Genomic DNA, 12095 nt, shown 5'->3' on the forward strand with positions numbered 1-12095 from the left:
TTTCTTAGCCGACCGATATCACACGGTCCGATGGATTGGCAGCATAGAGCTCCTCGATCAACGCGCCGCGATGCTCCAGCACCGCGCGCTGGTTGATCGAGCCCTTGTCGGTGACCTCGCCCTTGTCGATCGAAAGCGGCATATCCACGAGGATCGCGCGCGTGATCCGCGTCGAGGAGCCGGTGGCTGAGGCAAGGAACTGCGTCAGGCGCTCGCGGAAGGCTTCGCGCACCAGTCGGTCCCGCGCGGTGACGGTGAGGTTGTCGGCCGGCAGCGTCGGGTTGATCAGCCGGCAGCCGTCGAGATCGAGCAGCACCAGTGCGGAGACCTCGTCGCGATTGATGCCGGCAATGACGACGTCGCGCACCAGCGGCGCGCAGGCCGCGACGAAACGCGCGCGCAGCGGGCCGACGCTGACCCAGGTGCCGCTCGCGAGCTTGAAATCCTCGCTGACGCGGCCGTCGAAATCGAAACCGGCGTTGAAATCATCTGGGTCAACGGGTTTGAGCGCATCGCCGAGCTTGTAGAAGCCTTCCTCGTCGAAGGATTTTGCGGTGATGTCGGGTTGGCGCCAGTAGCCGGGCATCACGTTCGGGCCCTTGGCACGAACTTCCATCTTGCCGTTGTTCGGCATCAGCTTGGCGTCGTTGCCCGATACGGGAAGGCCGACATGGCCAGAGCGGCTGGTGCGCGGATTGACCGACATGAAGAACGGCGCGGTCTCGGTTGCGCCGAGGCCGGTCAGCATCGGCACGCGATAGCCTTTTTCTTTCACCGCGAGTTCGTCGAGACTGTTCCAGATGAAGGGCGACAGCGCCGCACCCGAGAAGAACATCGCATGCAGCCGGTCGAAGAACCTTGCACGAAGACCCTGGTCGTCGCGCAAATAAGGCAGCAGCGACTCGTAGCCCTTGGGCACGTTGAAATAGACCGTCGGCGAAATCTCCTGGAGATTGCGCACGGTCTCCTCGATGCCGCCCGGCATCGGCTTGCCGGCGTCGAGATACATCGAGCCGCCGTTGTAGAGCGTCAGCCCGATATTGTGGTTGCCGCCGAAGGTATGATTCCAGGGCAGCCAGTCGATGATGACCGGCGGCTCGTCCTTGAGGAAGGCGAGCGTCTCGCGCAGCATCACCTGGTTGGCGCAGATCATGCGCTGGGTGTTGATGACGGCCTTGGGATTGCCGGTCGAACCCGACGTCAGCAGGAATTTTGCGATCGTGTCGGGGCCGATCTTGCCATGTACCGCGTCGAGGTCGCTGCGGATCGGCGTTGCCATGAGGTCGGCGAGCAAGGTAACGCCGCGGCCGGGCACGCTGCCGAAAGATGCTGCGATCTCGGTGCCGAGCGACACATTGGCGGCGAGCGCGTCCGCGAATTTGTCGGCGTCCTCGGCGAAGACCAGGCCGGGCGTCAGCAGCTTCATCAGGTAAGAGAGCTTGCCGTAATCCTTCGACACCAGCGAATAGGCCGGTGATACCGGACAGAACGGAATGCCGGCATAGAACGCACCGAACGCGAGCAGCGCATGGTCGATCGAATTGCCGGAGAGGATGACGACCGGCCGCTCCGCCGACAGGCCGCGCTGGATCAGCGCAGAGGCGATGTGGCGGCTCGCGGTGAGCAGCTCGGCGTAGGTGATCTTGCGCCAGCCGCGACCGCCTTCGCGCTCCGCCATGAACACGCGATCCGGCGTCGTCGTCGCCCAGTGATGCAGGCGGTCGGTGATGCGGACGGGATAGTCGCCGAGCGGCTGCTTCGGCCGCAAATAGATCGTGCCATCGGCGCGACGCTCGATGTCGACGACGGGATCGCCAAACGAGATCGGCCGCAGCGGAGAATTGCTCGCGCCGCGCTCTGTGCTGGAAGAGGACGGCTTCGCACTCATGACTTCGGCTTTACCTTGGCGGTCTTGTGCTCGAGGAATTCGCGGATCCTGCGTTTTGCCTCTTTGTCACTCTGCGCGACGGTGGCCATCAGCGATTCCATCAGCAAGCCGGTTTGCGGATTGGCCTCCGCGATCATCGGCAGTGCCTGGAGCACAGCGAAATTCGTCAGCGGCGCGTTGGACGCGATCTTGGTCGCAAGCTCCAGCGCCTTGGTGAGGCCGTTGCCGGCTTCGGTGACATATTGCGCAAAGCCGTAGGACGCGCCCTCGGTCGCGGAATAGACGCGACCCGTCAACATCATGTCCATCATGCGCGCGACGCCGATCAGCCGCGGCAGCCGCACCGAGCCGCCGCCGCCGACGAAGATACCGCGCTGCCCCTCAGGCAGCGCGAAATAGGCCGTGGGCTCGGCGACGCGAATGTGGGCGGAGCAGGCAAGCTCCAGCCCGCCGCCGATCACGGCGCCCTTCAGCGCCGCGATCACGGGCACGCGGCTGTACTGGATGCGGTCGAACACCCGGTGCCACATTTGAGAATGGAGGAGTCCGCCCGTGGCGTCGTGATCCTGAAGTTCGGAGAGGTCGAGCCCGCTGGAGAAATGATCGCCGATGCCGTGAATGACGACCGCGCCGATGTCCTCGGGCAGGGACGCAAAGCATTCGCCGATGTCCAGGATGATGCCGTCGTTGAGCGCATTGCGCTTGGCCGGCCGGTTCAGACCCACGGTCAGAACTCGGTCCACCCGCTCGATCCTCAGCAGCCCGGAGGCGCCCGCGTCAGCGGTCTCGGCGTTTCCCTGTGTCATTTGCGTCCTTATCAGAATAGTTATGTTGTATAACGAATTCTGGAGGAGTCAATATAGGGCCCTTCGCGATGATGTGTGCGAGGGGCTGCGCCGGTGTGCGAGAACGGCTCAGGCCGTTTCCGTAATCATCTTCTTGGCGGCTTGAGCGAGCAGGCCGGAACGGGTGTACCCGTGCGTCTCGGCGTATTTGTCGATCTGCTCAAGGACATCACCGGGCAGGGTGACATTGACGCGCACGATTTTTGGCTGGTCGTTCTTCACCGAAACCAGAATAGCAACGCCCGAGCGATTCTCCGGATCCGACATGATGTCCTCGAGCGACGAAGGCTCTGGAATCGCTTCTCCATCTTCTGCCAGGCCCTCAAGATGAAGCGCCAGCGCTTGTTCGGCCATGTCGCGCGCTTCGTCGAGCGTGGTGCCTGCGGTCACGACGCCTGGCAGATCCGGAAACGAAACGCCGAAATCGCTGTCGGCATCCTTATGGATCAGACCGATGTAATGACGCATGGCGCTCACCTCAGCTTCAGGCCTGATTGCTTTTCGATACTCTTCAGCGTCCCGAGCGGAATGTCCCGCTTCGGATGAGGGACGGTGACGCGGCCCGTCTTCGTCGGGTGCTTGAACTGGACATGGCTGCCTTTTTGAGCCACCTGGACCCAGCCATCGCTTTGAAGGGCCGAGATAATCTCTCGGCTATTCATGGTGTGTATTTATACACATCGGAATGCATTTGTCAAGGAACGGCTCACGCCACCTGATGCACGTCGATCACCACCCGGTCCGCATGCCGCGCCGCTGAGCCGACAAAGATGTGCTCCATCAGCCAGCGATATTTTTCGTGCCCGGTCTCGAATTTTGGCACGGTGCGGAAATAGATCAGTTTGGGATCGACCGGCTCGCCGCGCTTGGGCTTTTGCAAGAGCTCGACAGGGCCGAAGCGCATGCCCTTGTTCTCGACATAGACGACGGCGCCGTCGCCGGTCTCGAAGGCGTATTTGGCTTCGAGATCGATTAGCTCGTTGGGACGGATGGTCTGGAAGTCGGCGCCGAACGGCAGCACCTTGCCTGATATCGCACCCTTCACCTCGCCGCCGATGATCGGAATGATGCGGCGGACGCCGATGCCGGTTTCGCCGGCGGTGATGACGTCGCCGATTTTTGCGGTGATGGTGAAGACGTATTTTGTCTCGAGCGTCGGTGTGGTCATCGCTTCACCCTTCAATGGGCCATCATTCGCGTCGGCAACCAGGTCGCCAGCAACGGGAACGCGATCAAAATCACCAGACGCACCAGGTCGGTCGCCACGAACGGGATCACGCCCTTGAAAATGGTGGAGAACGAGACGTCCTTCACCACGCTCTTGATGACAAAGACGTTCATGCCGACCGGCGGATGGATCAGGCCAAGCTCGACGGTCATGACGATGATGACGCCGAACCAGATCGGATCGAAGCCGAGATGCGTGATGACCGGGAAGATGATCGGCACGGTCAGGATGATCATCGCCATGGCATCCATCAGGCAGCCGAGCACGAGATACATCATCATGATCAGAGCCAGTACGCCGTAAGGGCCCAAGCCCAGACCGGTGAGGAATTCCGTCACCTTCTGCGGCGTCTGCGTCACCGTGAGGAAATAGCCGAAGATCAGCGCACCGATCAGTACGGTGAACACGGCTGCTGCCGTGCGCGTTGCCTGGAGCAGCGAAGCCAGGATCTTCTCGCGGTCGAGCCGGCCCGTGACCACGCCGATGATGAAGGCGCCGGCAGCGCCGACGCCGCCGGCCTCGGTCGGCGTGAAGCGGGGCAGGTAGGGCAGGCCGTAGAGGCCGCCGATCACGAACACGAACAGCAGCACCGGCGCCCAGATATCCTTCAGGCCGGCAAAGCGCTCGCGCCAGGGCAGCACCTTGCCCTTGGGCAGGAAGTCTGGGCGGAAATAGCCGATCAGGAAGATCGTGATCATGTACATGGTCATCGCCAGCAGGCCCGGGATGATACCGGCGACGAAGAGTTTTCCGATGTCCTGCTCGGTGATGATACCGTAGACAGCAAGCACGGTGGAGGGCGGCAGCATCGCACCCAGCGTGCCGCCGGCCGCGATCACGCCGGTGGCAAAGGACTGCGGATAGCCGAAGCGACGCATCTCGGGGTAGGCGACCGCGGAGAAGGTCGCCGCGGTCGCGACCGAGGAGCCGCAGATCGCGGCAAAGCCGCCGCAGGCGCCGACGGTGGCAATGCCGAGGCCGCCGCGCAAGTGCCCGACAAAGCCGTTGGCGGCGCGGAACAGCTCGCGGCTCATGCCGGAATTGCTGACGAAGGAGCCCATCAGCAGAAACATCGGGATGACGCCGAAGGTGTAGTCGGTGACCGTGCGCATCGAGGTCTGGCCGACCAGCTTCAGCGCCGGCGTTGCGCCAACCAGATAGGAGAAGCCGGAGACGCCGACGAGCCCCATCGCCATGCCGACGGGCACGCGCAGCAGCATCAGTGCGAACAGGGAAACGAAGCCGATAACGGCGACGGCATCGGTGCTCATGATTACTCCGTCGCCTTCAGCTTGGGATCGTGCATGTCTTCGGGATGGAAGATCAGGCGGTAAGTGCGGATCGCGATCAGCAGCACGGCCGAGACGTCGCCGATCCAGGCGATGGCGAAGAACGGCCAGGTCGGCATGTGCATGTCAAAGGTCTGGACGTTGTCCTTGTAGGTGCCACGCACCTTGTCGAACAGCGTCCAGGTCTGCACGGTGACGACGAACAGCAGCACCAGGGTTGCGAACACGTCGATCCAGCGTTGGTAGCGCGGCCCGACATTGCCCCAGACCAGGTCGACCGTGATGTGCGTGCCGCGATACGAGGTCGCGGCAATGCCCCAGAAAATGAGAATGCCGAGCAGCATGCGGCCGATGTCGAAGCTATCGGGAATCGAATAGTTCAGCGTGTTGCGCAGCAGCACCGACAGGAAAATGTCGAGCGCGACGATGCCGACGAAGGCAGCGGCGATCCATTCGATCGAGTCGATGACGCGGTCCATCCAGGAGCGCTTCATGGGCGGAAGGTCCTCAAAGTTTGCAGGAGAACGCGGGCGGGAGAATTCCCGCCGCCGCTTCTGTTTCAGTGAAAACTATTCCGCCAGCGCGTTGTATTTCTTCAGCGACACCTTCAGATCCGCCAGCGCGGCGTCGGGATCGGCGCCGGCCTTCTTGGCGCCATCACCCCAGGTCTTGACCAGCGGCTCGGCTGCCTTCTTCCAGGCGGCGGTCTGGTCCGGTGTCAGCTTGTAGACCTCGTGGCCTTCTTCCGCCTTCACCTTGTCGACGCCGGCATCCTCGAACTTGCCCCAGTGCTCGCCGACCACGCCGGCCATTTCGGTCGAGCAGTTCTTGTCGATCGCGGCCTTCTGCTTGTCGGACATCGAATCGTACTTTTCCTTGTTCATCACGAACACGAAGGTCGTCGTGTAGAGCGGGGCTTCCATATGGTACTTCGTCACCTTGTCGATGCCGAACAGCACCAGCGAGCCCCAGGGGAAGGTGACGCCGTCGGCGACGCCGCGCTCGATGATGTCGCGCACTTCAGGTGCCGAGGACTGCACGTTGGTGCCGCCGAGGGCGGTGACGAAGTTCGCCATGGTGGCGTGGGCCGGGCGGATCTTCATGCCCTTCACGTCCTCGGGCATCACGATCTTCTTGGTGCGGGCGTGAAAGGAGGAGGGCGAGTGGACGAAGGCGAGACAATATTTGACGTCCTTCATCTCCTTCTCGGCATATTTGCGGTACCAGGCATCCAGCCCCATCGAGCCGCCTTTGGCATCGGAGATCAGGAACGGCAATTCGCCGGCGCCGATGATCGGGAAGCGGCCGGGCTGGTAGCCGGGATTAACATAGGTGACGTCGGCGATGCCGTCGCGCGCCATGTCGTAATGGTCAAAAGCCTTGCCGAGCTGCTGGGCCGGAAACACCTTGCCGGTGATGGTGCCGCCGGAATCCTTGTTCACCGCGGCCACCCAGTCTTCCAGAGATTTTTGCAGCGGATGCGACGCCGGCACCCAATGCGAGACCTTCAGGTCAAAAGTCTTGTCCTGCGCGAACGCAGGCGTCACGCTTGCTGCCAGCAGCAAAGCCAGACAGGCTTTCCTCATCGGTCGTGTCTCCCTCTTTGTGACGACGGGCTTCGATGGCCCGGTCTCGTTAGTTAACATGTTATCTAATTGGCTGGCGCGTTCAAGCCGGAACTGCCGCGGCGTGCCGCCGCGTCACCTATGTCAGCCATGTTGCATGGATTTGTCGCGATGCGGCGACGAGCACTCCCCTTTTGCCCAACCGTTATATGTTATAATTATCGCGCGCGGACGACCGCCACAAGCGAGCCGCGACGAAAGCCTACAGGATCGGGAGGAGCAAGTATTGCGGACAAAAGTCGCAATCATCGGGGCAGGGCCGGCAGGATTGTTGCTTGGGCAACTTCTGCATCAATACGGCATCGACAATGTCATTCTTGAGCGGCAGAGCCCGGATTACGTGCTGGGGCGCATCCGCGCCGGCCTCCTGGAGGAGGGAACGGTCGGGCTGCTCGACCAGATCGGCGCCGGCGCGCGGGCGCATGCGGAAGGCCTGCTGCATGAAGGCATCGAGCTCGCCTTCGACGGCCGCCGTCATCGCATCGACATGAAGGCCGCGACCGGCAAGACGGTCATGATCTATGGCCAGACCGAAGTCACGCTCGACCTGATGGATGCGCGGAAAGCCGCCGGCCTCACCACCGTCTACGAGGCCAAGGATGCGCAGCCGCACGATTTCGACGGCAGTCACCCGCGCGTAACCTGGGTCAAGGACGGCGTCACCCACACGCTCGATTGCGACTTCATCGCTGGCTGCGACGGCTTTCACGGCGTCAGCCGCGCCAGCGTCCCGGCCTCGGCGATCTCGGAGTTCGAGCGGGTCTATCCGTTCGGCTGGCTCGGCATTTTGTCCGAGACGCCGCCGGTCAGCCATGAGCTGATCTATTCCAACCATGCCCGTGGCTTTGCGCTCTGCACCATGCGCTCGATGAAGCGCAGCCGGCATTACGTGCAGTGTTCGCTCGACGACCATGTCGATCAATGGCCGGACGATCGTTTCTGGGACGAATTGAAGCGCCGGCTCGACCAGGAGGCCGCCGACAGTCTCGTCACCGGTCCCTCGATCGAGAAGAGCATCGCGCCCTTGCGCAGCTTCGTCGCCGAGCCGATGCGTTTCGGCAAGATGTTCCTGTGCGGCGATGCCGCCCACATCGTGCCCCCGACCGGCGCCAAGGGGCTGAACCTCGCCGCAAGCGACGCGCATTATCTGTCGAGCGCGCTCCGCGAATTCTACGACGAGAAATCCAGCGCCGGCATCGATGCTTATTCCGCCAAGGCGCTTGCGCGCGTCTGGAAGGCCGTGCGCTTCTCCTGGTGGATGACCTCGATGCTGCACAAATTCCCCGATAACGGCAGCATCGGCGCGCGCATCCAGGTTGCCGAGCTCGACTACGTTACGCAGTCGCAGGCGGCGATGACGTCGCTGTCGGAGAATTATGTGGGGTTGCCGTTTTAGGGCGGCGGAGGCGGTGCCGTAGGGTGGGCAAAGCGTAGCGTGCCCACCGTTCTTTTCTTTCATGTACGAGCGAGATCGTGGGCACGGCGCTTACGCGCCTTTGCTGTGCTTCCGGCGACGCCGCCCGCTTCAAACACCTACGCAGATCACGTTTAAAACTTTGTAGGCGGTGAAACTGTCATCCACATCGCGTTCAATGGCGGTAACCCAACCGCGACGCGAGCCACGCATGACCGACACTGCCATCCCCGACGGCTTTGAGCCGCTATCCCGCAAGAGCCCGCTTACCGAACCCTGGAAGCCGCTCTACGCGAAGAGAACCGAGAAGGCCGTCATCATTGGCCTTCGGCTCGCAAGGCCGCACACCAATGGCCGCGGCCTGATCCATGGCGGCCTGATCACCGCGCTCGCCGACAATGCCATGGGCTACAGCTGCGCGCAGGCGACGAACTGGACCACGTCGTTCGTGACGGTCTCGTTGTCGATCGATTTCGTCGGCTCCGCCGAGATCGGCCAATGGTGTTCGATAGAGAGCGACGTGATCAAGACCGGCAAGACGATCTGCTTTGCGCAGAGCCTGATCAAGGCCGACGGCGTCGTGATCGCGCGGGCCAGCGGGACGTTCCGCGTGGTGCCCAAGAAAGGGTGAGCCTACCCAAACTTCCAATCCGCCGTCTCCACCACGAGATCGATGAACGCGCGCACCTTGGCCGAGAGCAGGCGCGAGGTCGGATAGACGATGTGGATCGGCAGTGCCGGCTGCTCGTATTTTGCCAGCAGGATTTTCAGCCGCCCGCGCTTTAGGCCCTCGGCCGCCTGATAGGCCAGCACCCGAGTCACGCCGCCGCCCGCCTCGGCATATTGCAAGGCTGCATCGGCGCTGTTGCTGGTGAAACGGGGAGACGGCATCACCTCGATCTCGCGACCCTCGCGGAGGAAGCGCCAACTGGTCGCGGGGCCAAACGCGATAGTCTGGTGTTCAGGCAGCTCTTCCGGCGTCTTCGGCTCGCCGTGGCGTTTCAGATAACCCGGCGTCGCCACCGTGATCCGCCGCATCTCGCCGACCTGGCGCGCAACCAGCGAGGAGTCGGCGAGGTGGCCGATCCGCACGGCCGCGTCGACGGCATCCTCCACGAGGTTGACGAGGTTGTCCGACAGCCTGAGCTCGCAGGCGACCTCGGGATAGCGCTTGAGATAGTCAGTCATGACCGGGCCGACATGCAGCCGACCAAAGCCGACCGGGGCCGACACCACCAGCCGTCCGCTCGGCCGGTTGCGCTCCTCCCGCGCCGAGCCATCGGCCTCCTCAACGTCGGCGAGGATCCGCCGGGCGCGTTCCAGATAGCGCGTGCCGACATCGGTCAATCTCACCTGCCGCGTGGTCCGCTGCAGCAGCCGCGCGCCGAGATGCTCTTCAAGCGCAGCAATCAGCCGTGTCACCGCCGAGGGCGATAGCCGCAGCTTGCGTGCCGCCGGCGCAAAGCCGCGCAGATCGGCGACGGTGACGAAGACATGCATGGCTTCGAGGCGGTCCATGGACATTATTGCATATATTGCAATGATGAAGTGTCAAGCGAGCTGATTGTTTTGATCGCCGGAAAGGCCATTTTAGTGGTCGAAAGACGCAGAGATGCGCCGGAATTTTCAGGAGCGACATTCCGATGACCGCAGTTCACACCTATGCCAGTGACGTGGCCTTCACCCCCGCGGTGAAGGCGATCCAGGCGCGCAAGGGTTCCCGCGAGGCCTATGGGCGCGCGGAGCAGCGCGGTTGGCGCACCGAGGTCGACGAGAACCTCGAAGCCTTCCTCGCCGATACAAACAGCTTCTATTTCGCCACCGCGTCCGCGGATGGCCAGCCCTACATTCAGCACCGCGGCGGCCCGAAGGGCTTTCTCAAGGTACTGGACAAGCAAACGCTCGCCTTCGCCGACTATGCCGGCAACCAGCAATATCTGACCCAGGGCAATCTCTCGGAGAACCCCAAGGCCTACATCTTCGTGATGGACTACGCCCATCGCCGCCGGGTGAAGATCTGGGGCGAGGCGCGGGTGGTCGAGGACGACGATGCGCTGACGGAGGCGCTGATGCCGAAGGGTTATCGCGCCCGGCCCGAGCAGGTGATCGTGTTCAAGGTCGCCGCCTGGGACACCAACTGCCCGCAGCACATTCCGCAGAAGTTCGACGCCGCGGATGTGGCGGCGGCGTTGGCCGCGAGGGACCAGCGGATTGCGGAGCTCGAGGCGCAGGTTGCGGCGCTGAAGGGGCAGGCGGCGGCAGAGCAGAGCTAATCGTCGACGTCGTCCTGCGTGCGGCCGAACAGGTGCACGATACCCGGCGTCGCGATCGTGACGAACACGAAGCGCGAGAGGTGATGGGCGCCGACGAAGATCGGATCGATGTGGAGCGTGAGGGCCAGCGCGAGCATCGCGTCCATCGCGCCGGGCGCAAACGCAACGACGACGTCGGAGAATTTGACCTGCGTGGTGAGTGCGACGATGCCGACGAAGATGGCGGAGACGGCGATGGCCACGGCGAACGAGCCCAGCGCGGCGTTGATGTGGCCGGCCAGCGTCTTGATTCGCATCCGGGCAAAGCGGCTGCCGATCAGCGCGCCGATGCCGACCAGTGCGACGCCGCGCACCCAGTTCGGCAGGCCACCCTCGACCCAGCCCGCGCCATGCAGCACGCTGGAGGCGATCATCGCGCCGAACATCCAGCTCGCCGGAAACTTGATCAGCCGCAGCACGAGCGATGCCGCCAGCGAAGCGGCGACCAGTTCCAGAAGATCAAGGGGCGAGGCAATCGCCGTCGTCAGCGACGGTGCCACGGAGGGCGCGACGCCTGCGACCGCCAGCACCATCGGCAGCGCCGCGGTGAGGATGATGACGCGCATGGTCTGTACCACTGCGATGCCCGGCAGGTCGGCGCCGCGCTCGACCGCCAGGATCGTGATCTGTGACAGCGCACCGGGGCTGCCGGCGAGGAAGGCCGAGGTGCGGTCCCAGCCATGGACGCGCTGGAGGTAGTAGCTGGAGCCGAAGGTCGAGCAGAAAGTCGCGAGCGCCAACAGCCCGATGGTCAGCGGATAGGCGCTGACCTGCTGGATCAGATGGCGCGAAACCACGGAGCCCAGCGAAATACCGAGCAGCACCAGCACGGTCTGGGTCAGGAGCGGCGGCACCGAAAGCTTGCGTCCGGCAATCGCGGCGATCCCGACCGCGATCATCGATCCCGAGATCAACCCGCCCGGAAGGCCTGCGGCCAGGAACGCCAGTCCACCGGCGGCGCCGATGACGAGCGTCTCCAGGGTGCTCAAAACCTTGGCACGGCTCGGCCATTCGAACGGGAGGGAGGCGGTGATTTGCTTCACGCCGCCTTATCGCAAATCGGCGAGAGACGCACAATTGCAGGCTCGTCATGCCGCAATGCGTGCGCCTCTCGCCAAAGGCGAGGGGAGAATTGTGACGGATTTACTTCTTGTCGGCGGCCGGCGCAGGCGCGGGCATTGCGCCGCCCTTCGCGGTCTTGATGCACTCGGAGCGGAATTTCTTGCGCTCCTTGCCGTGCAGGCCCTTGGCGTCCGCCTGCTTGGAGCATTCGAGCGACTCAGCCGAGTGCTCCTTCGGCGCCTTCTTGTCGGTGGTGGCGGCAGCATCAGTCTTGGCGGCCGGCGCGGCGGTCTGCGCGAAGGCGGTGCCGGTGGCGAACAGGGATGCGATCGCGACGACGGCGAGACGGGAGGCGAGGGTCATGATGTTGCTCTTCTTGCAAGAATTGCGGAGGGCCGCGAACGTCGGCCTGCGTTGCTGAACGTCACATGA

The 12095-nt window shown here is 63.3% G+C and carries 14 protein-coding genes; 3 read left to right on the forward strand and 11 right to left on the reverse strand.

The genetic code is table 11. The features are described 5' to 3' along the window. Positions 1 to 4 precede the first annotated feature (4 nt). From V1280_RS33590 to V1280_RS33625, 8 genes are all read right to left on the reverse strand, one after another. Positions 5 to 1888, reverse strand: a complete 1884-nt coding sequence (locus tag V1280_RS33590) for a feruloyl-CoA synthase (protein WP_334534688.1) — start codon at positions 1886 to 1888, stop codon at positions 5 to 7. Beyond that, positions 1885 to 2694 carry a crotonase/enoyl-CoA hydratase family protein gene (locus V1280_RS33595; RefSeq protein WP_334534690.1) on the reverse strand — a complete coding sequence of 270 codons (810 nt, stop codon included), beginning with the start codon at positions 2692 to 2694 and terminating at the stop codon, positions 1885 to 1887. Before V1280_RS33595 ends, V1280_RS33590 begins: the two co-directional genes overlap by 4 nt. Before the next feature lie 108 nt (positions 2695 to 2802). Continuing rightward, positions 2803 to 3201, reverse strand: a complete 399-nt coding sequence (locus V1280_RS33600; RefSeq protein WP_334534692.1) for a type II toxin-antitoxin system HicB family antitoxin — start codon at positions 3199 to 3201, stop codon at positions 2803 to 2805. A 5-nt stretch (positions 3202 to 3206) separates the two neighbouring features. Next, on the reverse strand, positions 3207 to 3395 hold the full coding sequence (locus tag V1280_RS33605; RefSeq protein ID WP_334534694.1) for a type II toxin-antitoxin system HicA family toxin: 189 nt from the start codon (positions 3393 to 3395) through the stop codon (positions 3207 to 3209). Between the two features lie 44 nt (positions 3396 to 3439). Continuing rightward, the gene (locus V1280_RS33610; RefSeq protein WP_334534696.1) at positions 3440 to 3901 is read right to left on the reverse strand and encodes a DUF3237 domain-containing protein; all 462 of its coding nucleotides are present in this window, start codon (positions 3899 to 3901) and stop codon (positions 3440 to 3442) included. Positions 3902 to 3912: 11 nt separating this feature from the next. Continuing rightward, positions 3913 to 5232 carry a TRAP transporter large permease gene (locus V1280_RS33615; RefSeq protein WP_334534698.1) on the reverse strand — a complete coding sequence of 440 codons (1320 nt, stop codon included), beginning with the start codon at positions 5230 to 5232 and terminating at the stop codon, positions 3913 to 3915. Between the two features lie 2 nt (positions 5233 to 5234). Next, a complete protein-coding gene (locus V1280_RS33620; protein WP_148771261.1) occupies positions 5235 to 5744 on the reverse strand; it encodes a TRAP transporter small permease in 510 nt (169 codons plus the stop codon). A 75-nt stretch (positions 5745 to 5819) separates the two neighbouring features. Continuing rightward, positions 5820 to 6836 carry a TRAP transporter substrate-binding protein gene (locus V1280_RS33625; RefSeq protein WP_334534700.1) on the reverse strand — a complete coding sequence of 339 codons (1017 nt, stop codon included), beginning with the start codon at positions 6834 to 6836 and terminating at the stop codon, positions 5820 to 5822. Between the two features lie 265 nt (positions 6837 to 7101). Here V1280_RS33625 and pobA point away from each other — a divergent pair, with 265 nt between their 5' ends. Beyond that, positions 7102 to 8271: a 4-hydroxybenzoate 3-monooxygenase gene (gene pobA, locus V1280_RS33630; protein ID WP_334534702.1), complete on the forward strand. Its 1170-nt coding sequence runs from the start codon at positions 7102 to 7104 to the stop codon at positions 8269 to 8271. Positions 8272 to 8500: 229 nt separating this feature from the next. Beyond that, a complete protein-coding gene (locus V1280_RS33635; RefSeq protein ID WP_334534704.1) occupies positions 8501 to 8920 on the forward strand; it encodes a PaaI family thioesterase in 420 nt (139 codons plus the stop codon). Positions 8921 to 8922: 2 nt separating this feature from the next. Here the strand turns inward: V1280_RS33635 and V1280_RS33640 are convergent, their stop codons facing one another. Then, a complete protein-coding gene (locus V1280_RS33640) occupies positions 8923 to 9807 on the reverse strand; it encodes a LysR family transcriptional regulator (protein ID WP_334534706.1) in 885 nt (294 codons plus the stop codon). 125 nt (positions 9808 to 9932) lie between these two features. Between V1280_RS33640 and V1280_RS33645 the strand changes: the two genes are divergently transcribed. After that, on the forward strand, positions 9933 to 10562 hold the full coding sequence (locus tag V1280_RS33645) for a pyridoxamine 5'-phosphate oxidase family protein (protein ID WP_334534708.1): 630 nt from the start codon (positions 9933 to 9935) through the stop codon (positions 10560 to 10562). On the opposite strand, the gene V1280_RS33650 is transcribed toward V1280_RS33645, so the two are convergent. Beyond that, complete coding sequence (locus V1280_RS33650) at positions 10559 to 11644, reverse strand: AbrB family transcriptional regulator (RefSeq protein ID WP_334534710.1); 1086 nt, start codon at positions 11642 to 11644, stop codon at positions 10559 to 10561. The two genes, V1280_RS33645 and V1280_RS33650, sit on opposite strands and share 4 nt — an antisense overlap. Before the next feature lie 100 nt (positions 11645 to 11744). Further along, positions 11745 to 12026, reverse strand: coding sequence for a PsiF family protein (locus V1280_RS33655; RefSeq protein WP_148778350.1), 282 nt, complete (start codon positions 12024 to 12026; stop codon positions 11745 to 11747). Between the last annotated feature and the right edge of the window lie 69 nt (positions 12027 to 12095).

The sequence above is a fragment of the Bradyrhizobium sp. AZCC 2230 genome (assembly GCF_036924495.1).
In the GTDB taxonomy this organism is placed as follows: Bacteria; Pseudomonadota; Alphaproteobacteria; order Rhizobiales; family Xanthobacteraceae; genus Bradyrhizobium; species Bradyrhizobium rifense.

Excerpts from the sequence above, each read along its gene's own strand:
- V1280_RS33590 (WP_334534688.1), bottom strand. The coding sequence starts at position 1,888 with ATGAGTGCGAAGCCGTCCTCTTCCAGCACAGAGCGCGGCGCGAGCAAT.
- V1280_RS33595 (WP_334534690.1), bottom strand. The coding sequence starts at position 2,694 with ATGACACAGGGAAACGCCGAGACCGCTGACGCGGGCGCCTCCGGGCTG.
- V1280_RS33600 (WP_334534692.1), bottom strand. The coding sequence starts at position 3,201 with ATGCGTCATTACATCGGTCTGATCCATAAGGATGCCGACAGCGATTTC.
- V1280_RS33605 (WP_334534694.1), bottom strand. The coding sequence starts at position 3,395 with ATGAATAGCCGAGAGATTATCTCGGCCCTTCAAAGCGATGGCTGGGTC.
- V1280_RS33610 (WP_334534696.1), bottom strand. The coding sequence starts at position 3,901 with ATGACCACACCGACGCTCGAGACAAAATACGTCTTCACCATCACCGCA.
- V1280_RS33615 (WP_334534698.1), bottom strand. The coding sequence starts at position 5,232 with ATGAGCACCGATGCCGTCGCCGTTATCGGCTTCGTTTCCCTGTTCGCA.
- V1280_RS33620 (WP_148771261.1), bottom strand. The coding sequence starts at position 5,744 with ATGAAGCGCTCCTGGATGGACCGCGTCATCGACTCGATCGAATGGATC.
- V1280_RS33625 (WP_334534700.1), bottom strand. The coding sequence starts at position 6,836 with ATGAGGAAAGCCTGTCTGGCTTTGCTGCTGGCAGCAAGCGTGACGCCT.
- V1280_RS33635 (WP_334534704.1), top strand. The coding sequence starts at position 8,501 with ATGACCGACACTGCCATCCCCGACGGCTTTGAGCCGCTATCCCGCAAG.
- V1280_RS33640 (WP_334534706.1), bottom strand. The coding sequence starts at position 9,807 with ATGGACCGCCTCGAAGCCATGCATGTCTTCGTCACCGTCGCCGATCTG.
- V1280_RS33645 (WP_334534708.1), top strand. The coding sequence starts at position 9,933 with ATGACCGCAGTTCACACCTATGCCAGTGACGTGGCCTTCACCCCCGCG.
- V1280_RS33655 (WP_148778350.1), bottom strand. The coding sequence starts at position 12,026 with ATGACCCTCGCCTCCCGTCTCGCCGTCGTCGCGATCGCATCCCTGTTC.